Raw genomic sequence first — 20,143 nt, 5'->3', positions numbered from 1 at the left:
GTTTAGCTTGATCTTTTGATCTGCAGGGTATGGTGGAGCGCAAGTTCCATCACACCCTGAGTACCAAACCCTAAGCACCACACCAAAAATTTAAAAAGATTTACCTACTTATTTATATTTTGTTTTAACAGAGACAAGACTATGCGAAACCTACTCAAGCCATTGGGAAGATGGCCGCTGCAATTGTTGATAATTTTATCCTTCTGCATTCCAACAACAGTGTTTTCGCAAGACGCTGAACCCACAGCAATCGATACCACCATCGCTAACACAGCTATTGCTGAAAAATCTGAACAAGCTGCGTTCGACACCTTGGTTAAAGACTTAACCCAAGGCAGCCTGCCCAAACGCGCCCAAACCGCAAAAAAACTCGCCCAACTTGACGACAGCCGTGTTGCCAGCATCATTGCTGCACTGCAACAGGGTTTACTCTACGCCACCAAATCCAGCGACCCGCTAGTGGCAATTGCCGATAAATCTGGCAACTTTACCAATGCATTAAGCGGCGAAAAAATTACCGCCGATACCAGTACACTTAAACGTGTGCCAATTAACAACACCATGCGCAGCCAGCTACGCACTGTATTGGCTGCATTGAATTTAAACGATAAAAATCCCACTATTCGTCTGGATGCGGTGAATCGCATGATTGCTGATGGTGTTGATGCAGACATTATTGAACTACTAGAAACCCGTCAAAAAACCGAACCGGATGACGATGTGCGCACCGCCATTGCCGCCGCGGTTGCCCTAATGAATTTACAAAACAGCGAACAACAAGTTCGTTTGGATGCAATAAAAATTTTACGCGGCAGCTTGCAACAAGAAGTACGCACCGCGTTGTTAGAGATTGCCACCAACGACAGCGATGAGAAAGTAAAACAACAGGCACAATTTGCATTGAATTCTATTGAGGACCGTATTGCTGCTTATCGTTTTGCTGAAAACGTATTTTTCGGTTTGAGTTTAGGTTCGGTATTGCTGCTCTCCGCAATTGGCCTCGCCATTACCTTTGGTGTTATGGGTGTTATTAATATGGCGCACGGCGAGTTGATGATGATCGGTGCTTATGTGACTTGGGTTGTGCAACAACTATTTCCTAATCAAATCGCTTACAGCTTAATGATTGCCATTCCTGCCGCGTTTATTGTGGCTGGTTTGGTGGGCATTGCCATTGAACGCGGTGTCATTCGTTTTTTATATGGTCGCCCACTGGAAACTTTGCTCGCCACCTTTGGTATCAGTTTGATTTTGCAGCAAGCTGCACGCAGTATTTTTTCACCCTTGAATCGCGCCGTGGAATTACCGGAATGGATGAGTGGATCGTTGGTCATTAACCCGGTGCTCTCTATTACCTACAACCGGTTATATATTTTTATCTTCGGTTTGATTGTTTTTTTTGCGCTGCTCGCCATTCTCAAAAAAACATCACTCGGTTTAAAAGTTCGCGCTGTTTCGCAAAACCGCGCCATGGCACGTGCGGTTGGTGTGCGCGCAAGCTGGGTGGACGCCATGACTTTCGGACTAGGTTCCGGCATTGCAGGAATCGCCGGTGTGGCACTCTCGCAACTCACCAACGTCGGCCCTAACCTTGGCCAAGCCTACATTATCGATTCATTTATGGTGGTGGTATTTGGCGGCGTAGGAAATTTGTGGGGCACGCTGGTTGGCGCCATGGGCTTGGGCATTATCAATAAATTTTTAGAACCCTACGCTGGTGCAGTGCTCGCCAAGGTTTTGGTATTGGTGTTGTTGATTTTGTTTATCCAAAAACGACCGAAGGGAATTTTCCCGCAGAAAGGTCGCGCAGCGGCGGATTGATTTAACCCCCACCCGACCTCCCCTTTTTCAACGGGGAGGAGCAAATGCCAACAACCACCGAATTGACGGAATTTTAAAAGAGAGAATCAAATGTTAGCCAAACGTTTATTACTCAGTGATCGCGGCGGCATGATTGTGCTGGGCCTGGTATTACTGGCCATGGTGCTGGTGCCGATTTGCAATATTCTCGTGCCGGAAACTTCATCGCTGCATGTCTCCACCTTTATGGTGACGCTGCTCGGTAAATTTTTATGTTATGCCTTGCTCGCATTGGCGGTGGATTTAATCTGGGGCTACTGCGGCATTCTGTCGCTTGGCCACGGCGCATTTTTTGCGCTTGGCGGTTATGCCATGGGCATGTATTTAATGCGGCAGATTGGTCCGCGCGGCCAATACGGCGACCCCTTGCTACCTGATTTTATGGTGTTTTTAAACTGGCAAGAATTGCCGTGGTACTGGCAGGGTTTTGATATGTTTTGGTTTGCGATGTTAATGGTAATTGCAATCCCGGGCCTACTGGCATTTGTATTTGGTTGGCTGGCATTTCGTTCACGCGTGACCGGTGTGTATTTTTCCATTATCACCCAAGCACTGACCTATGCACTGATGCTGGCGTTCTTCCGCAATGAAATGGGTTTTGGTGGCAACAACGGTCTGACCGACTTTAAAGATATTCTCGGCTTTCCCATCACCGCCAATGGCACGCGTATTTCGCTGTTTTTAGCTTCAGGTTTTATGTTGATTTTTGCCTACATCGCCTGCCGCTATATTGTGACGTCGCGCATGGGGAAAATTATTGTCTCTATTCGCGATGCAGAAAGTCGCACGCGCTTTTGCGGTTATAAAGTGGAATCCTACAAGCTGTGGTTATTTGTATTTTCCGCGATGCTCGCGGGTATTGCTGGCGCACTTTATGTACCACAAGTGGGCATTATCAACCCCGGTGAATTTTCCCCGCTCAATTCGATTGAATTAGTGGTGTGGGTTGCAACCGGCGGGCGCGGCACCTTGTTTGGTGCAATCGTTGGCGCTTTTACCGTCAACTACGGCAAAACTATTTTTACTTCTTATTCACCAGAGACTTGGCTGTTTGCATTAGGCGCATTGTTTGTAATTGTGACGCTGATATTGCCCAAGGGTTTAGTAGGTTTATTTAGCCGTTTCAAAAAAGCACCAGTGAAAACCGACAATGAGAATGTAAAAGTAGATGTCGACAAAAAAGCCGAATCTACCACTGCGACCAAGGAGTCTGTGTAATGAATATTTTTTCACAAGCCCGTCGCACCCTCGGCCAAAGCGACCCCAACTTTGGCGCTCCACTGGACACCACTCACGGTACGATTTTGTATGTAGAAGGCATTACTGTGAGCTTCGATGGTTTTCGTGCACTGAACAATTTAAACCTTTACATCGATGAAGGTGAATTGCGCTGCATTATCGGCCCCAACGGTGCGGGCAAAACGACAATGATGGATGTGATCACCGGCAAAACCAAACCCGATGCTGGCAGTGTGTATTTTGGCCAGCAAATTAATTTGCTGGAGTTGTCCGAACACCAAATTGCACGCGGTGGTATAGGTCGTAAATTTCAAAAGCCGACCATTTTTGAAGCACTGAGTGTGTACGAAAATTTGGAGCTGGCCACCGCCGCCGACAAACGTGTGTGGTGGACACTGAGCCAACAATTAAACTCCGCACAAAAATACCGCATTGATGAAGTGTTGTTACAAATAGGTTTGGCCGAACACCGCTACAAAAACGCAGGTGCACTATCCCACGGGCAAAAACAGTGGCTGGAAATTGGCATGTTGTTAATGCAAAGCCCGCGGGTGTTGTTGGTCGATGAACCCGTCGCTGGTATGACGGGTGAAGAGACCGAAAAAACCGCTGAATTATTATTATCGCTCGCGGGTAAACACTCGGTGATTGTGGTGGAACACGACATGAAATTTGTGCGCTCCATTGCACGCAAAGTCACTGTATTACACCAAGGCTCAGTGCTCACCGAAGGCACTATGGATCAGGTACAAAATGATCCGAAAGTGATTGAAGTCTACCTTGGCGAATAACACAGCGCGAAAAGAAAACGGCGAATTGCATCAGGACAACCAAACCATGTTGGAAATAAAAAACATCAATCAATATTACGGCCAAAGCCATATTTTGTGGGATTTGTCGCTCAATATAAAACAAGGCACCTGCGGCTGCTTGATTGGCCGTAACGGCGTAGGCAAAACTACCCTGCTCAAATGCATCACCGGTTTACTGCCGGTACGCGATGGCATCATCAGCCTCAACGGTTATGACATCAATAAACTCTCCACTGAAAATCGCGCACGTGGCGGTATAGGTTTTGTGCCACAAGGGCGCGAAATTTTTCCACTATTAACCGTGGAAGAGAATTTAAAAATATCGCTCGGGGCACGCAAAGACAAAGCCCGTTTTATTCCCGGGTTGATTTATGAATTATTCCCGGTGCTTAAAGAAATGAAACATCGCCGTGGCGGGGATTTATCGGGTGGTCAGCAGCAACAGCTAGCTATAGGGAGGGCATTGGTGCTCGACCCCAAATTATTAATTCTGGACGAACCGACCGAAGGCATTCAGCCCAACGTTGTGCGTGATATTGGTGAAGTGATTCGCAAGCTCAATCGCGAACGTGGTTTAACTGTATTACTCGTCGAGCAAAAACTCCCCTTCGCCCGCCGTGTTGCCGATGACTTTTTTATTATGGAAAAAGGCAGCGTAGTCGCCACCGGCCCTATCGCCAACTTGAATGATGATTTGGTGCAGCGGTATTTGAGTGTGTAAAAATGCATGAGGATTGCTAAAAATAGTGTTTGAAAAAAAGGCCGCGGATTAACGCGGCCTTTTTTGTTTATCAGGGTATTGCCGGCACACTAAAGATTCGCAATAGCAGCTGGGTTGAATCGCTATAACTGAGCGCACTGACAAGCTGGTTATCCCCCGAGAGCACCAAGCCACGATCCAGCAAATAGCGATAGCCATTTTCAGTCGAAGAGCTGTAGCTGCCCAAATTCTGCCCGGTCACTGTGTTGTACACAAAAATATCCTGCGCATCATAGTAGGCACCTGCACCGCCTACCAAAACTCCATTCCAACCACAAACAACAGAATTGGGGTAGGCAGTAGCTGGCAAGACTTGCTCCAGGGTTTGACTCACAATGCCGACGCCCGAGAACTCATAAGGCGCACCACTTGCGGTGTACACACGTGAACCTGCCGCATCCACACAAGCCTGTCCGGCACGCCCTTGGGCGTAGGAAACCGAGGATTTAACAGTGGCTGTTAACGTGCCGTTGCCGCCTCCCAGAGCTGAATAAAAATATTCCATCAGGGAACCATCGTAACCCGCGACCCAATTGGGGTTTTGGTTGGTAGATATGCTGTAGAAATAGGAGTCGTACCCCCCTTCTACCGCCACTTGCTCGCCTGTGGTCAGATCAAAAATGCGCGTACCGGCCACAAACAAGAGCGGGCGACCATTGGGACGGAAATAACCGGGCATAAGCACTGTATGGAGCGAAGACCATTCGGACGGCACCACCGTAAAGCTGTTTACCGTGTCGCCAGTGTCCGCGTATAACTCCACCACTTTCAAGTTCACCGGATCGTGCACGTAAAGCTTTGTACCATCCTGGCTAATCGCCATGCTGCCAATCGAGCCTACTGCCGGCATATAACTGTGTACCAACGCGCCACTGAACTGGTTGTAAATATTGATTTGACTGCCCAAACCTACATATACCCAAGGCTCAACGGGGTTCGCGACCAACCCAAAACGGCCTATGCCGGCGATAGCATCGGAAACGCTAAAAGTAGATGCCAGATTAATATTGGCATCGGCGGGATCAGCGTCCAATACCGTTAAACCAACGCGAATCACCTCTTCATTTTCCACGTTACTATCACTCGAACTTACCCTCACTTCGGCAATATGAGTACCAACAGCAAGAGCCGTTTCATCTGCAGTGAGCACCAGATCTTCACTCGTCAGCCCCGAGCCAGTCACGGTCAACCAAGGCTGATTAGAAACCGCTACCCAGGGAACATCATCGCGCCCAATGGAGCTGTTGATTTTGAGTGTGCGAGTTAGTACTGAACGGGATGGTGCGGCGGTAAAGGCAACCCCGAGATTGCTCGCCACCAAACGGTTAGCCTCTTTATTGAAGGTGACCGCTACAGTGCGGGTTAACACCTGGTCGCCAACTTCAACCCGCAATGCAAGGTTGGCGGCATGGGTACCAGAAATCAGGGAGGCAAGTGGCGTCAGGTTAAGATTTACACCAGCGCCGGTCACTATGCCGCTATTGTTCACAGTGCCGGGGCCGGAACCTGAACTGATTGTCAGCCAATCCCCATTCGCCTCGGTTTGGGCACTCACCGAGTAATCATAGCCATTGACCCCGGTATTAATCGCAAAGCCCAGGTTAGCCTGGGCGATGCCCAAGCCGTCGCTGCCACCCAGCAACAGGTTCTCGCTGGTAACTGTCAAAGTTGGGGCTGCCACTACCAAGGTCAGATTGAGGGTGACCTGGTTTTGCGGATTCAAATAATCCTCCAAGCGCAGCTCGGCCGGATAGGTCCCGATTGGCAAACCACTGGCGTTTATCTGCAATTGCAAGCTGCCCGAACCGGTTCCCACCACATTGCTGGTCGTCAGCCAATGCGCATTGCTAATGGATGTCCACTGGGCGTGATCTCCAGCGGTGAAAGGTAACTCCAAACTGCGCTGCAAATTATCTGACCCATAAACGATGGGGTTAGCCTGCAGCTCTTGCGCACGCGTCATGGCCAGTTCAGAAAACTGGATAGGCGCCTCCACAATTATTTTCATAGTGTGGTGGTCAATGTTAGAAAAGTCGTTTTTATCGACCAGGGTAACGCGCCCGGTGTAAGTCCCCTCGGACAACCATAGAGGGTTAAGGCGATACTCAATATTGCCACTACCGCTGCCTTCCGCGTTGTAAATAGATACGCCCGGAATATCGGTAGAAGCCATCCAATTGGTTTGCGCATCACCGCTAAACGGGAGCTCTGCCCGGTAATCCGAACCCGAAAGGCCAGCCACAAAAATAAGCTCATCAGGTGCCGCCGAAAATACCAGCGGTGCTACCACGGTCAGGTTGTATTGCAAACTTGCGCTATTGGTTGCATTGCCGTTTTCAGCAAGTTGCACAGTACCGGTGTAGTTACCGGGCGTTAGGTCGCGAGTATCAACCCCTAGCATCAACTGGCCGCCTCCAGTACCCGTAGGATTGGAGATCACCAACCAGGGAGCCGATGAGGTCGCTGTCCACGCAGCTGTGCTTTTTCCAGCAAACCAAATATCGGCAAACTGATCACCCACTGGTTTGCCCGCAACGGCGTAGCGCGTTATGGTTGCTTGTGAAAACGCAAAGTTTTCGGTCACCGACAGCGTTACATTCACCACGCGTTTCTGCAGCGGTTTTTCATTTTTGTCGCCGGTTGCGATAGTAAAATTAGCCGAGTAATTACCGGCCGCCATACCCCATGAACTGGCGGAGATATCAAGCGTGTATTGACTGCCACTTCCCGACAATGACATCGACAACCAAGGCACTTCCGACTGGCCTTCATCGAAACCTGCAACCACATAGGTCACATCACTACCGGTCACATTTATTTGAATAGTTTGATTTAAAAACTCGCCCGACCGCTGGCTGTAGGAAAGACTGGACTTATCGAGCGTAAAGGCACCTTTTGCTGTACCGCCACCGGATCCTCCACCCCCGCCACCGCCTCCACCACCGCACGCGGTTAACACCAATACTGCCACTGACAGTATTACCATCTTGATTGTCGTCATCGTATCTACCTGAATTTATTGTTGCCGTTATTATTAGTTCCCTATCTCCTCTCAAGCGATTAACTACCCTTCGGTAGCAATTGGATCTAACCTGAGTAAAAGATCGCCCAGGCAAATGATTCATGCGCCAAGGCTCGCGCATCATATCGATTGATTGTGCAAAAAAGCTACGGAGACAAAGGCCACTCTGAAATATATTTTCGTCCACCCTGCCAACGCCGTTAACGGCTGGAAAATCTTTACAAATCCAGACTCAACACCTTATACGCTCATTGACTATAAGAGGTATTTAAGGGATGCTATGGCGACAAGTACACAAGTTTTACCAAACCACCAATAACAAGATGAGATCACCATGACTCAAGCAATTGCCCAGGCTGCTCCCACGGCCGCTGCACACAAACTTTCCGTTGTTGAAAAAGTCGGTTACAGCCTCGGCGACCTGGCTGCCAACCTGATTTTCCAAACCCTGGTGACCTTTCTCGCCTTCTTCTATACCGATGTTTATGGTATTTCTGCTGGCAAAGCCGCGATGATCATGGCCGCAGGCGGTTTATTTGGTGCCTTCTTCACCCCGGTGATGGGCATCATTGCTGACCGAACCAATACCCGCTGGGGTAAATTTCGCCCCTGGCTGCTCTGGACCTCCGTGCCCTTTGGCGCCCTTGCACTGCTGGCCTTTAGCACGCCGGACTTTGAAGAAAACGGTAAGGTCATCTACGCCTTTGCCACCTACATTTTGCTGCTGGTGATCTACGCCGCGAACAACCTGCCCTACTCGGCGCTGAGCGGCGTGCTCACCGGCAATATGGCCGAGCGCAACAGTTTGTCGGCTTACCGCTTTGTCGCAGTGATGGTGGCGCAATTTATTATTCAAGTATTGCTCTTGCCGCTGGTATTGATTCTGGGCGACGGCGATAAAGCCGTGGGCTTCCATAACACTATGCTGGTGTTCTCCATCACCGGTACGATTTTCTTTTTGATCGCTTTTATCACCACCAAAGAGCGCATCCTACCGGTAGTAGAAGCGCGCAATAGCATTGCACAGGACTTATCCGATCTGTTTAAAAATATCCCCTGGATCATCATGCTACTGGTGACAATCCTGGTGTTTGTCACGCTCGCCCTCAAAGGCGGCATGTACATTTTCTACTTTGAAAATTATTTAAGCGAAGCGCACCTCGCACAATTTTTGGATGACATTGGCTTCAATAATTTTATCGCCGGATTAAATGCTTTATTAACAGGCATGGGCCTGTCGGAATTCCAATGGCCGAAAGATGCGCCCACCTCCACCTTCAGTTTATTTAACGGCTGCGGCATCATCATGATGATTATCGGTATTGGTTTCTCCAAAAACCTCGCCGACAAATTTGGCAAACGCAATGTCTTTGCCGCTGCGCTGTTTGTATCTACCCTGTTTGTATTTGCATTTAATTTTTATGCTGCCGAGAGCATCGGCATTGTATTTATCTCGCAAATTCTGCACGGTTTTTTCTACGGCATCACCATCCCACTGCTGTGGGCGATGATTGCCGACGTAGCGGACTACTCCGAATGGAAAAATAACCGCCGCGCTACCGCTATTATTTTCTCCGCGATGATTCTCGGCTTAAAACTGGGCTTGACCATTGGCGGTTCACTGGGCGCCACACTGCTCGCCTACTATGGCTACGACGCCGCGCTGGATGTACAAAACGCTGAAACCATAGAAGGCATTAAAACGGCTGTAAGCGTATTTGCATCGCTGCCCTTCTTTATCGCCGTGGGTTGCATGTTCTTCTATGCAATTAATAAAACCCTGGAATCGCAAATTGAAGCCGACCTGAACGCACGACGTCAGGCCGCTGGAAGATAGTTATTTTCAACTTGATATGAAGAGAAAGAGAGAATTGTATGGCTGAAGAATGTTTAGCACCCGAAGTCGTCGCGGACTACAAAGCGCGCGCCATTTCACAACCACTGGTTGAACACATCTACACCGCCGATCCATCGGCTCATGTGTTTAATGGCAAACTCTATATTTATCCATCGCACGATATTGAAGCGGGCATTCCGTTTAACGACAACGGCGATCATTTTGGTATGGAGGATTACCACGTAATCTCTCTGGATTCACCCGAAGGCCCCGCCGTCGATAATGGCGTTGCACTGCATGTAAAAGATGTGCCTTGGGCAACTCGCCAAATGTGGGCGCCGGACGCCGCGCATAAAAATGGCAAATATTATTTGTATTTCCCGGCAAAACGCGCGGACGATATTTTCCAAATCGGCGTAGCAGTAAGCGATTCTCCCACCGGCCCATTCACTGCTGAACCCGAAGCAATGAACGGCAGTTACTCCATCGACCCGGCCGTATTTGAAGACGACGATGGTAGCTACTACATGTACTTCGGTGGCATTTGGGGCGGCCAGTTGCAGAATTATCGCAACAACCAATACGACGCACAGCGCGGTGAGCCCGCCGACCACGAACCAGCCCTCGGCCCCATCATCGCGCGCCTCAGCGACGACATGAAAGAATTCGCCGAAACCCCACGGGAAATTCAAATCCTCGATGAAAACGGCCAACCGCTGCTCGCGGGCGACCACGACCGCCGCTTCTTTGAAGCCTCCTGGGTACACAAGCACAACGGCCTGTATTACTTCTCCTACTCCACCGGCAACACCCACTTTTTGTGCTACGCCACGGGGGATAATCCCTACGGCCCCTTCACCTATCGCGGGCAGATCCTCACCCCGGTAGTGGGTTGGACGACTCATCACTCCGTCTGCAAATATCAGGATCAGTGGTACCTTTTTTATCACGACTCGGTCTTATCAAAAGGCATTACCCACTTGAGATCCATCAAGATGGCCCCACTTACTCATAAGGCGGATGGCAGTATTGAAACAATTGATCCCTACCGTTAAGCGGGGATTAGGAGTAGAATGCCGCCACTCGCTGCTTGACGTGGGACGTTCGCAAGAACAACCCTTCAGGTTAGGCGATTGGGGTCGATTTGGATTCGACGCTGGTAACAAAGCCCAAGGTGCATGTCGTGATGACAGCCAATCACGTTAATCCAAAGCTGTACTTGAATAGTCGCAAACGACGATTCTTACGCTTTAGCAGCTTAATCGCTGCTAACGGTCTGTAACAAGGTGCCAGTACCGCGTTAGAGCCCGTCATACAGAACTGGATCGCAGCAAAGTAAGCCTGGTGCGGCGCTGCTAAAACTCTACAGGATCGCGCTTTTCGTCCTGCCTGTTGGGCTGATAAGCGTTAAATTAATAAACGGACCTAAACATGTAGAGCCGAGGATGGAGTGCTGGCGGACGGGGGTTCAAATCCCCCCGGCTCCACCACATAACAAACCCTAACATATTGAATATGTTAGGGTTTTTTATTTATAGGGCATTAAGCGTCGATGAAGTGTCGAATTTAATGAATGCTCTTTTAGATATAGCAAGCCAACACCAAGCCAGCTATCTAAGTTGATAACCAGCTTTTCTTCTTTACTCAGAGCCCTAAAACTATTAATTCCTACTGATATCATAGGAACATTATCAAATCTTTCAGGTTAGTTTTGACCAAAATAAGCGAACTCTCATTCAAGTAGAACAAATCAGATTTGCTAATAATACCAATCGAGGATTTGATCACTGTCAACCAAGAATATATCCACGCGCCGCGAAGAAGAGGCATCATTGTTAACGCCACCAGCCGCGGAAAGTCCATCTGAAAGTCCAATCACTTGAATATGAACATTCTTATTAACATTCATTAACTCATCTGCAACTGAAGTAGCCCTTTCCAAAGATAACTTTCCATTACTATTTTTTGAGTTTTTAGCATAAGGCGCGCTATCAGCATGGCCGACAATATAAATAGATACAGGATCCAGCTTTCTCAGCAATGCGTCAGAAATATTACGAATTTGGCTTCTTCCAGCGTCCGATAGAGACGCGCTTCCCTTATTAAAAGTGATCGAACTAATAATTAAATAATTTAATTGAAACTTTTTTTTTGAGAAGGGCTAGCAGACTCATTATTAACGGCATCAAGAGACTCAGCTGCTTTTTCTAGTGCTGTATTAATAATTTGATCTTTTTCAGGGTCAGATTTTCCTGCGCTTTGAACAACCGCATCATTGATTTGATTTTGTACATTTGAAATTGTATTTAGAGTCTTACTAAGTTGTGTTAATTGGCTATTAAATAAATCTTTGGCATCGCAAGGAGAGATATTCATAGCTAAAGCAGCGGTTTGCAAACTTAATCTCAGCCGTATACTCTCTTGATCTAACTTATTTTCTAAATGTTGTACTTTTAATTTAATATCTCCTTTTCCAATACCCAGTTCTGCATCAACCTCATTAAGAGTGGTTTTAAGACCTTCGAATCCGCCCTCAAGCTCTCTAACATAAGGAGAGTATGATTTTGTTGGATCTCTATATACAGTAACCGGTTTGTTTCCAGGCTGACAATAGACAATCTCATAATCTCGCTGAAACAAAGAACAAGCGCTGACGAATACTGTTATGAGCATGATTGCTATAATTCTCATTCCCTTTCTCCTTTACTTGCGCCGCAGTATTGATGGAATCCCAATTTATCAATTGCGCACAAAACAATCAACCACATCAAATTATGTACCGAATCTTCAATAGCTTAGATACATACGGAAACTAATCTCCATAGATCCACAATATCCCCCGCTAAAATATAAAATGTTTTTGATGGTGGTCTATTGCCCCCCATAAATAAGTGCGGAGCAAATGTCAAAACTCTTTAACGGATTTAGCTTAACGGCATCCTGCAAGTGATCCGGCGACAGGTGCGCATAAGCCCAATGACTAAAGCAGCGCAGAGAGAATTAGGAACACAACGGAAGGCTTGATACTAGCAAGCAAGGTGGCCAAGCGATGGCGGAGGGGAATATGAAAATTAAAAAAATGGAATTGATTACTCTAGTAATCGCAATCGTGTTACTCAACTCCTTGTTTGTGAATAGTGCCAATGCAAATAACTGCGATGGACTGCAATATCAAGTTAACTACGCAGACTGGAAACTACGCCAAGGTGGCAATTCCAGCTACATGAAATACTGGCGCCAAAGCAGGGATGGTGCTGATAAAAGATTATCGCAATGCAAAAAAAGCCTTGGAATTGGTGGGCCACAAATACATGTGTATACAGGCGAAAACAAAGGCCAAGCGCAAAATAATAATTTCGTGAAGAGTGATATCAACGATCCCACGCTACAGCAATTAATAAAGACCTGCAATTACTGGATCAGCGAATACAACCGAAATTCATCCCCCGAAAATTTAGCGTTTAGAGATAATTCTTGCAGAGACGTAAAACTCGCCACAGATCGTATTACCAATCCCCCCAAAAATTTTTTAATGATTTACAAACGCTCAGCAAAAGAATGCATTAAACCGAATAATGTAATTGATAAAGAAGTTCGAGAATATATAGAGGGGCTTAGGGAGCCTTATTGGAGAGGCTCCCTAAAAACTGCTAAATAAATCATAGTCTGGAAGCGAAAATAAATGATTTTATGCACATAGAGAATTCTCTATCATTACTTGCATATCTGTCTATTTCTGCGGCAGCTTTTTCCCTAACAACCTCATTTTTAATTCTATGACTTGCGCTGATTAATGACTCAATGGCTGAAATACTTTCCATCCTCTTTTCAAGTAGCTCAGGTCTATTTAGGTCAATTTCATTTATTGTATATTCAGCTCTTTCACATCCATTCTTTTTAAATATAAATGATCCTGCGAAGAAAAAATGGAGCTCTGGATTTTCGAAGTAAGGGTCTATAAAAGGACAATCGGTAAGATATTTATCACTTTTGTTGTTGTTACAAATTGCGCAGCAAAAACCATGATTTTCCCAGACAAACTCGAGCTCTGGAAATTTATCCTTTGTCTTCGGCTTTATGTGTTCAATATCTCCAAAGTAAATGTGTGAAACTTTTGATTCGCAGTACATACATTTTCCATGGCTGGCTTTGATTAACGCACTTTTGTTATTTGGGTGCTTATAGTCTTTGTTTTCTAAAGCTTGAGGATAGGGGCAGTCGGGTCTCATTATTTTTATCATTCAAAAACGCTCCACAATTTCTTTAATTGCATGTGGGAGCATTTTTTCTAATCCAATATCCGAAAGATCCTTTCTCAGTGCAGAGAAATCAACTTGCTCAGCAGATAAATCACTATGGCGTGCAATAATCTTCTTAAGATCATCTTCCACCCATATAGGCATAGTAAAAGAGACGCCTAAAACTTCATCCAATATTTGAGTTGCTGTTTTTGCTTCATTAAGAAAGTCTAGTTTTCTTGAAAATATTTTATTGCTTTCGTTGTATGTTAGTGCATAAACATACGATTCTTTTACAGAGCTGACTATTAGGGGGCTATGGGTTGATACGATAAATTTTGCTTCAGGGAAAGCATTTAACAAATCTTGCAAGATTGCTCTCTGCATGGTGGGGTGAAGGTGATTTTCAATCTCATCTATTATGACTGTAAACTCTGAGTTTTCTTTTGATGCAAACATATATATTTGCCATGCTATGTCAATGAGAGCGCTTATTCCTCCTGATGCGGTTTCTAATAAAAACTCATCATTGCCACCATTACATACAAAAACAATTTCCATTTTTCTTATTTCTATGAATTCAAATCCTAGTGTTTTTGGTAATATCTTTCTAAGAGTCCCCTGAAATCCTTCAAAAAATTGAATTTGCTCGTCATCGCTAGCCATAATTGTTTTTTGGGAATTCTTGACGCCATATCCATTTATTACCCATCCTATTAGAGTGTTTTTCATTGCTAGACTGGTCGATCTTTCATTGCCGTTTCCCATATATCTCTGCAAATTTAAAGATGACACTTCATTAAAAGCAGCGGCCTTATCTTTTTTCTGAATGGGAATATTTACAACAGCCTGATATCTAAATATGGATCGATGAGAAGGAATGTAAAAACATTTTACAGCTTGCTGATTTGATAGCTGAAGTTGATAGCTGGCATTTTGTCCTTGAGGGACACGTATTTCAGATACATTATTGGAATAAGTTATTGTACCTATCTTTGCTTCGTTGCTTCGGTCTGCTCCACTATAGTATCTTTGAAAAAACTTAATGAAGCCGGTATTTTTTTCCTCTTTTGGGATAGATAGCGATTGCATGTTCCATCCGTTGTGACGGGCAAAAATATTAAGAATAGTGGTTTTGCCGCTACCATTTGAACCGGTAAGTATTGTTAATCGATCATGCAGGTCTATGTCTATTTTCTCGAATTGCTGCCACTGATTTATTTTCAGGTTTTTAAAGTGCAATTGCAGTCTCCTTGTTTCATTGATTTTACTGTTAGTTTCAGATTTGTTATCGAGCAATCTTTATATGAATTGCTATCTGTGGCAAAGGCCACTAAGTGCTTTTTTAACTTGCGGAAATTTTTATGTAAAGAGTTCTTATATGTGCTTCATTGGGATAAACAACCTTGAGCGTTCATTTTGTTCAACAAGCTCTTGAAAACCATATTTCAGATATCAGACGCAGTTTGTAAGTTGTGGTTTTGTGGATTACTTTTGCGCAGCAAAACCACAAAGCCGGGACTTAAATTCTGTCCATTGGAGCGAAGCGGAACAATGTTTGACCACTTTGTTAGGGCTTGCCTGTTCCAAGCTCAACTCTCATTTGTAAAATAATGCTTTCAAACATTTTTTTACTTGCAGCACCCATTAAACGAAGCGATGAGTATTCTGCAAATTCTACCTCACCAGCCTGATTAAATTTTATTTTTCCCATAAGAGAAATTGACTCATTAAATATTTTCTCTTGAATTCTTACGTATTCATTAACCATTTCAAACAAGCCTGGCGAAGATATAAGCCGCAGACCGTGTAACTCACTGGTAGATTTCTGGAATGAGCCTGTTAGTTTTAAAACAAATTCATTCATTTCTCTATTCATTTCAACCAATGCTAAATTTGACTCAGCCTCACTTTCACAGGTCAGAATTGTTGCCATGCATTTTTGCGCAGGCTCTTTCATAAGCTTCGAAAATTCTTCGCCAGAGAACCTTGATATTTCCTCCAGTGCGTTTAAATAATACTTAAACTCGGAAAATTTAGTTTCGAATTGACGCCTCGCTCTCTCATCTCTTGATTTTAGAAAATGAAATACAGCAGGCCCCACAATTGCTGAAACAATTGCACTAACAACACTGGATGTAAGTATTAACTCAGGGGTCAATTGTTTCTCCGTATGCCCTAACATTTGTATACCGCGCATGCGCGATATCTACCTTAAAGGTTATTTGAGTTTTAATTATTAACTAGTTGTTTTAATTGAGGAATGACAGCACATTACGCAGCTACTTTAAAAATAAAGTGTGCGTGCGCGTTATCTTCCCTTTTCTTATGCGCAATATCATTCTTTGAAATCCTTTAAGTTATTGAATATATATGCTTTTTGAATTTTTCAGAAGGAGTTTTTGAGAGGTGAAACCTGATAATACCTACCGCACTTTAAAGGAAAGAGCGGAGCTTCATGGCCGATGTGTGGAGTCTGAGGTTCCAGTTATATTGGAGGGGGCGATAAGGCCAGAGACCGGAATGGGCATGGGTGATGCTTTGGCATCGCTAGGGCGGAGAATAGGGTTAAAAAATGATGACCCCGCCGTGTTAAAGCAAGTGCCAGCGGAGCCGGTGAAGTTTGAGTGAATGCCCGCAGTGACCCCTCATCCAGCTATAAGCTGTCGAAAAAGTGTCGAAACATTGTGCCGTATAGCGGTTTTTAGTGGTGATGGTAAAAGGCGAAACCCAGTATTCATGCGGCTTTGCGGGGCGTAGTGGAGTAATGAGAGGCTTAATGCAGGGGTTCAAATCCCCCCGGCCCACCAACTTCCAAACAAAAACCCCGATCATTTCTGATCGGTTTTTTGTTTGGGTGTTTGATAAGTGAATTGTGCCTTCAGTGTTGCATAAAAGGCTTTATCGACTGTTGTATTTTGCCAATCACTTATTCGGCCAGTAAAATCCGCAGCCCCCAATGGTGGGGATATAAACAAATCAGGATTGATTGATATGAAGAAAACAGCAATTGCACTTTGTCTTTTGGCTATACCATCACTTTCAATGGCGCAGGACGATATAGGTGCTTATGTGGGCCTAAGCAAAGTGGTAACAGTTAATAACGACTGTAGCGAGTGCGATACTTCCGGTACAGGCTTTGAAGCCGGTTTTTATTTCAACAAAATTGTTGGCGTAGAAGCAAAATTCGCCGATACCGAGTTCGATGAAGATTCGAGCATCGATGCAGAATTTAAATATTTTGGTGCGAATATTGGCCACACATTTAACACTTCCTGGGTTCGCTTTTACGGCAAAGCAGGTGCCGTAAGCGTTAATCAGACTGACGGCTACTGGGATGAAAGCGAAACAGACGAATCTTTAGCGCTTGGCGTAGGTGTGACCTTCACCCCTTTCGCTCACCAAAGTGGCGTTTACTTCAAAATCGAATCACTAGCGGCAGAAGTATTTAGTAACACCATTGGTTACAGTCAACTCACCATTGGCTACCAGTTTTAATTTTTAAACTCTTATGTCCACCTACACCATCCTCGCTGAGGCTATTGAATCCACCACTGAAGAAAAGAACAGTGATTTTCTGACGTTTTTGCATCCCGTTACGTCGCGTGACGAAGCGATGTTGCAGGTGGAGCAATATCGCAAAAAATACCCGGATGCAAACCACGTGTGCTGGGCTTATGTGATTGGCAATACGCGGCAGCCGCAAACCCAGGCGTTTAGTGATGATGGTGAACCTTCCGGTACCGCAGGCAAACCGATGTTGCATGTGCTCACTGAACGCGAGGTGGGGAATTCGCTCGCGGTAGTGGTGCGTTATTTTGGCGGAGTGAAATTAGGTGCGGGTGGATTAGTGCGCGCCTATTCTGCTGCGGTTTCTACGGCGGTTGGGCGCGCGCAATTAATTGCGGTTACGCCGAGCATACAACTGCAGGTCACGGTGGATTTCGCGAAAGAAACTAAAATTCGGCATATAGTGAACCAGTATCAGGGGCACATTTTACAGGTGGATTACGCCACCCACGTAACGCTGGAAATAAGCCTCGCGGCCGCTGATGCCGAGTTATTTTCGCAACAAGTGATTAATGAAACGGCTGGAGATGCTACTGTGCAGTTACTCAGCTGATAAAACCCGTGGTCGCCCGCGCCGCCGTACCGAAGGGAAATTAATCCATGACTAAAGAAATTGAACTCAAAAAATCCAAACGCCTCGCTGTGTATTTTTTGGGATTTGCGGCGTTCACGTTTATCACCACATTATTTTTACCTGTTGATCGTTGGTGGGTTGGGTTAATGCGGGCGATATCGGAAGCGGCGATGGTGGGTGCACTGGCTGACTGGTTTGCAGTGGTCGCATTATTTAAACGAGTGCCTATCCCTATTATTTCCGCGCATACCGAAATTATCCCAAAGAACAAAAATAAAATTGCGGAGAACCTCGCACTGTTTGTGCGGGAGAAATTTCTGGACCCGGATTCCATAGTTGCACTTATCCAAAAACACGACCCGGCACAAAAAACCGCTGATTGGTTATGCGCTGCAGACAACACCAAAAAACTCGGCACTTATTTAATCAAGTTAACGGCGGGCATGATCGATTTTATTGAAGATGCCGCGGTGCAAAAATTTATCACCAAAGCGATACATGCGATGCTGGATAAAATGGATTTATCTACCTCGGCTGGCATGTTACTGGAAGTGATGACCAAAAATAATCGCCACCAGGCGCTGCTCAACGAAGGCATTAACCAATTTGCGCTGATTTTGCGCGAAGAAGATACCCAAGCATTTATCGCCGAGGGCATTATTGAATGGCTGAAAGAAGAGCATCCCATCGCGGAAAAAATAGTGCCCTCCGCCTGGGTTGGCAAAGCCGGGGCGGAAATCGCAATTAAAGCAGCGAGCCGGCTACTGAATGAGGTGAACGACAATCAAGAGCATCCACTCCGCTTAAATTTTGATAGATATACACAAGAATTTATTCAAAAACTCAAAACAGACCCGGAGTTTTTTGCGAAGGCGGAAGAAATAAAACACTATTTGAAAAACGATGAAACCTTCAATACGTATATGGGCGCACTGTGGCGCGACCTGAAAGATTGGCTCAAACGCGACTGCGCCGATGAAAACTCGGTTCTGCACGCTAAAATTTCCGAGACAGGACAATGGCTAGGCAAAACCCTGGCCGAGGATGCAAGCCTGCGCCAATCGCTCAATTTACACATGGAAGATGCCGCAAAAAAAATGGCCCCTGATTTTGCGCAATTTTTAACGGCACACATTCGCGATACAGTGAAAAGCTGGGACAGCAAGGAAATGTCGCACCAGATTGAACTGAATATCGGCAAAGATCTGCAGTACATCCGCATCAACGGCACCATTGTGGGTGGATGCATCGGTTGCCTGCTGTATTTAATTGTTCACGCGCAGGAGATTTTTCAGTTTTTGGTGAATTAAATCCTGCGCCTGAAACCCTTAAGTTCCGCTGGAGGAAACTTCAATCGGCAGCGATTCAATTGCGCCCCACTCGGCCCAGGAACCGTCGTACACGCGAATATGGTGGTAACCGCACAACAGCGCCGCGACGTAACCAATACAGGCTGTCACACCTGAGCCGCAGGAAAAAATTAATTCCTGATCCCCACTGCAGCCAGCATCCTGAAATAATTTTTCCAATTCCGCACGCGGTTTGAAGCGGCCGTCGCGAATAAAATTGGCGTAAGGAATATTGGCCGAACCGGGAATATGGCCACTGCGTACACCCGCGCGCGGCTCGGGCACCTGGCCATTAAACCGCGCGGCGCCTCTGACATCGATAATACGAATATTCACCTTGCCAATCGCCGCTAATACATCTTCTTTTGTTGCCACGCGGTTGCTTTGCTCGTGCGCACTAAAATCCCCTTCAGGGTTTGCAGTAAGGGTTTCATGAGCAATGGGATAACCACTCGCCTTCCATGCGGGAATACCGCCGTTTAGCAGCAACACATTATTGCAGCCCATCATCGTCAGGTTGAACCACACCCGCGGCGCCGAATAAATGCCGATGTTGTCGCACACCACTATGGTGGAATCATTATTGATGCCCAGTGCTCGCGCTTTGGATTCAAAATCGCGGGCGGATAACAAGGTGTGGGGAAATGGCGCGTCGGGTTTTGAAAAATCATCAATATCAAACAGCCGTGACGCGGGAATAAAATCTGACTCGTTCAGGGATTCAGCTGCCACACCCACCGGCCGCAATAGGCAGCAGAGCAATAGACTATTATCCTGTTTGAGGATTTCCTGCAGTTGCACGGCTTCAATTAACATGATGACTCCTTGGAATATTGTGGTTTGAGTAGGTTCGACCCTGCTGCAGGGATTGCGCAAAATAAT

General features: G+C 45.9%; 18 protein-coding genes and 1 other RNA gene. 12 read left to right on the top strand and 7 right to left on the bottom strand.

Features of this window, described 5'->3' with window-relative positions; all coding sequences use genetic code 11:
* Positions 1-141: 141 nt before the first annotated feature.
* The 4 genes from urtB to urtE all read left to right on the top strand — a co-directional run bounded on the left by urtB (position 142) and on the right by urtE (position 4,632).
* Complete coding sequence (urtB, locus tag NNX04_RS19490) at positions 142-1,821, top strand: urea ABC transporter permease subunit UrtB (protein WP_261946886.1); 1,680 nt, start codon at positions 142-144, stop codon at positions 1,819-1,821.
* 90 nt (positions 1,822-1,911) lie between these two features.
* A complete protein-coding gene (gene urtC / locus NNX04_RS19485; protein WP_261946885.1) occupies positions 1,912-3,078 on the top strand; it encodes an urea ABC transporter permease subunit UrtC in 1,167 nt (388 codons plus the stop codon).
* Positions 3,078-3,890 (top strand): urea ABC transporter ATP-binding protein UrtD, encoded by an 813-nt coding sequence (urtD, locus tag NNX04_RS19480; protein ID WP_007644328.1) that lies wholly within the window; start codon positions 3,078-3,080, stop codon positions 3,888-3,890. Before urtC ends, urtD begins: the two co-directional genes overlap by 1 nt.
* Positions 3,880-4,632 carry an urea ABC transporter ATP-binding subunit UrtE gene (urtE, locus tag NNX04_RS19475; RefSeq protein WP_261946884.1) on the top strand — a complete coding sequence of 251 codons (753 nt, stop codon included), beginning with the start codon at positions 3,880-3,882 and terminating at the stop codon, positions 4,630-4,632. The genes urtD and urtE overlap by 11 nt, the downstream gene beginning before the upstream one ends.
* Before the next feature lie 70 nt (positions 4,633-4,702).
* On the opposite strand, the gene NNX04_RS19470 is transcribed toward urtE, so the two are convergent.
* Positions 4,703-7,672 (bottom strand): hypothetical protein, encoded by a 2,970-nt coding sequence (locus tag NNX04_RS19470; protein WP_261946883.1) that lies wholly within the window; start codon positions 7,670-7,672, stop codon positions 4,703-4,705.
* Positions 7,673-8,027: 355 nt separating this feature from the next.
* On the opposite strand from NNX04_RS19470, the gene NNX04_RS19465 reads away from it, so the two are divergent.
* The 3 genes from NNX04_RS19465 (at position 8,028) to ssrA (ending at position 11,020) form a co-directional block, all read left to right on the top strand.
* Positions 8,028-9,530 (top strand): MFS transporter, encoded by a 1,503-nt coding sequence (locus tag NNX04_RS19465; RefSeq protein ID WP_007644332.1) that lies wholly within the window; start codon positions 8,028-8,030, stop codon positions 9,528-9,530.
* A gap of 38 nt (positions 9,531-9,568) precedes the next feature.
* Positions 9,569-10,585 (top strand): glycoside hydrolase family 43 protein, encoded by a 1,017-nt coding sequence (locus tag NNX04_RS19460; protein WP_261946882.1) that lies wholly within the window; start codon positions 9,569-9,571, stop codon positions 10,583-10,585.
* An 80-nt stretch (positions 10,586-10,665) separates the two neighbouring features.
* Positions 10,666-11,020, top strand: a transfer-messenger RNA (tmRNA) gene (gene ssrA / locus NNX04_RS19455).
* A 269-nt stretch (positions 11,021-11,289) separates the two neighbouring features.
* Here ssrA and NNX04_RS19450 read toward each other — a convergent pair.
* Both NNX04_RS19450 and NNX04_RS19445 read right to left on the bottom strand, forming a co-directional pair.
* A complete protein-coding gene (locus tag NNX04_RS19450; protein WP_410004094.1) occupies positions 11,290-11,583 on the bottom strand; it encodes an OmpA family protein in 294 nt (97 codons plus the stop codon).
* Between the two features lie 80 nt (positions 11,584-11,663).
* On the bottom strand, positions 11,664-12,221 hold the full coding sequence (locus tag NNX04_RS19445) for a hypothetical protein (protein ID WP_261946881.1): 558 nt from the start codon (positions 12,219-12,221) through the stop codon (positions 11,664-11,666).
* Between the two features lie 373 nt (positions 12,222-12,594).
* Between NNX04_RS19445 and NNX04_RS19440 the strand changes: the two genes are divergently transcribed.
* Positions 12,595-13,188, top strand: a complete 594-nt coding sequence (locus tag NNX04_RS19440) for a hypothetical protein (protein WP_261946880.1) — start codon at positions 12,595-12,597, stop codon at positions 13,186-13,188.
* 1 nt (position 13,189) lies between these two features.
* Here the strand turns inward: NNX04_RS19440 and NNX04_RS19435 are convergent, their stop codons facing one another.
* The 3 genes from NNX04_RS19435 to NNX04_RS19425 all read right to left on the bottom strand — a co-directional run bounded on the left by NNX04_RS19435 (position 13,190) and on the right by NNX04_RS19425 (position 15,968).
* The gene (locus NNX04_RS19435; protein ID WP_261946879.1) at positions 13,190-13,771 is read right to left on the bottom strand and encodes an HNH endonuclease; all 582 of its coding nucleotides are present in this window, start codon (positions 13,769-13,771) and stop codon (positions 13,190-13,192) included.
* On the bottom strand, positions 13,772-15,010 hold the full coding sequence (locus NNX04_RS19430; RefSeq protein WP_261946878.1) for an AAA family ATPase: 1,239 nt from the start codon (positions 15,008-15,010) through the stop codon (positions 13,772-13,774).
* Between the two features lie 328 nt (positions 15,011-15,338).
* Positions 15,339-15,968, bottom strand: a complete 630-nt coding sequence (locus NNX04_RS19425) for a hypothetical protein (RefSeq protein ID WP_261946877.1) — start codon at positions 15,966-15,968, stop codon at positions 15,339-15,341.
* 209 nt (positions 15,969-16,177) lie between these two features.
* Here NNX04_RS19425 and NNX04_RS22925 point away from each other — a divergent pair, with 209 nt between their 5' ends.
* The 4 genes from NNX04_RS22925 to NNX04_RS19410 all read left to right on the top strand — a co-directional run bounded on the left by NNX04_RS22925 (position 16,178) and on the right by NNX04_RS19410 (position 19,222).
* Complete coding sequence (locus NNX04_RS22925) at positions 16,178-16,399, top strand: FitA-like ribbon-helix-helix domain-containing protein (RefSeq protein WP_410004068.1); 222 nt, start codon at positions 16,178-16,180, stop codon at positions 16,397-16,399.
* 363 nt (positions 16,400-16,762) lie between these two features.
* Positions 16,763-17,266, top strand: coding sequence for a porin family protein (locus tag NNX04_RS19420; protein WP_261946876.1), 504 nt, complete (start codon positions 16,763-16,765; stop codon positions 17,264-17,266).
* 13 nt (positions 17,267-17,279) lie between these two features.
* Entirely contained in the window at positions 17,280-17,891 is a 612-nt protein-coding gene (locus NNX04_RS19415) for a YigZ family protein (protein ID WP_261946875.1), read from the top strand.
* 47 nt (positions 17,892-17,938) lie between these two features.
* Positions 17,939-19,222 (top strand): DUF445 domain-containing protein, encoded by a 1,284-nt coding sequence (locus NNX04_RS19410; protein WP_261946874.1) that lies wholly within the window; start codon positions 17,939-17,941, stop codon positions 19,220-19,222.
* Between the two features lie 18 nt (positions 19,223-19,240).
* Here the strand turns inward: NNX04_RS19410 and NNX04_RS19405 are convergent, their stop codons facing one another.
* Positions 19,241-20,077, bottom strand: a complete 837-nt coding sequence (locus NNX04_RS19405) for a sulfurtransferase (protein WP_261946873.1) — start codon at positions 20,075-20,077, stop codon at positions 19,241-19,243.
* Positions 20,078-20,143: the final 66 nt, after the last annotated feature.

The sequence above is a fragment of the Cellvibrio sp. QJXJ genome (genome assembly GCF_024452345.1).
Lineage (GTDB): Bacteria > Pseudomonadota > Gammaproteobacteria > Pseudomonadales > Cellvibrionaceae > Cellvibrio.
The sequence above is the reverse complement of the archived record's forward strand: the minus strand, read 5'-3'. Positions and strand labels throughout refer to the sequence as shown.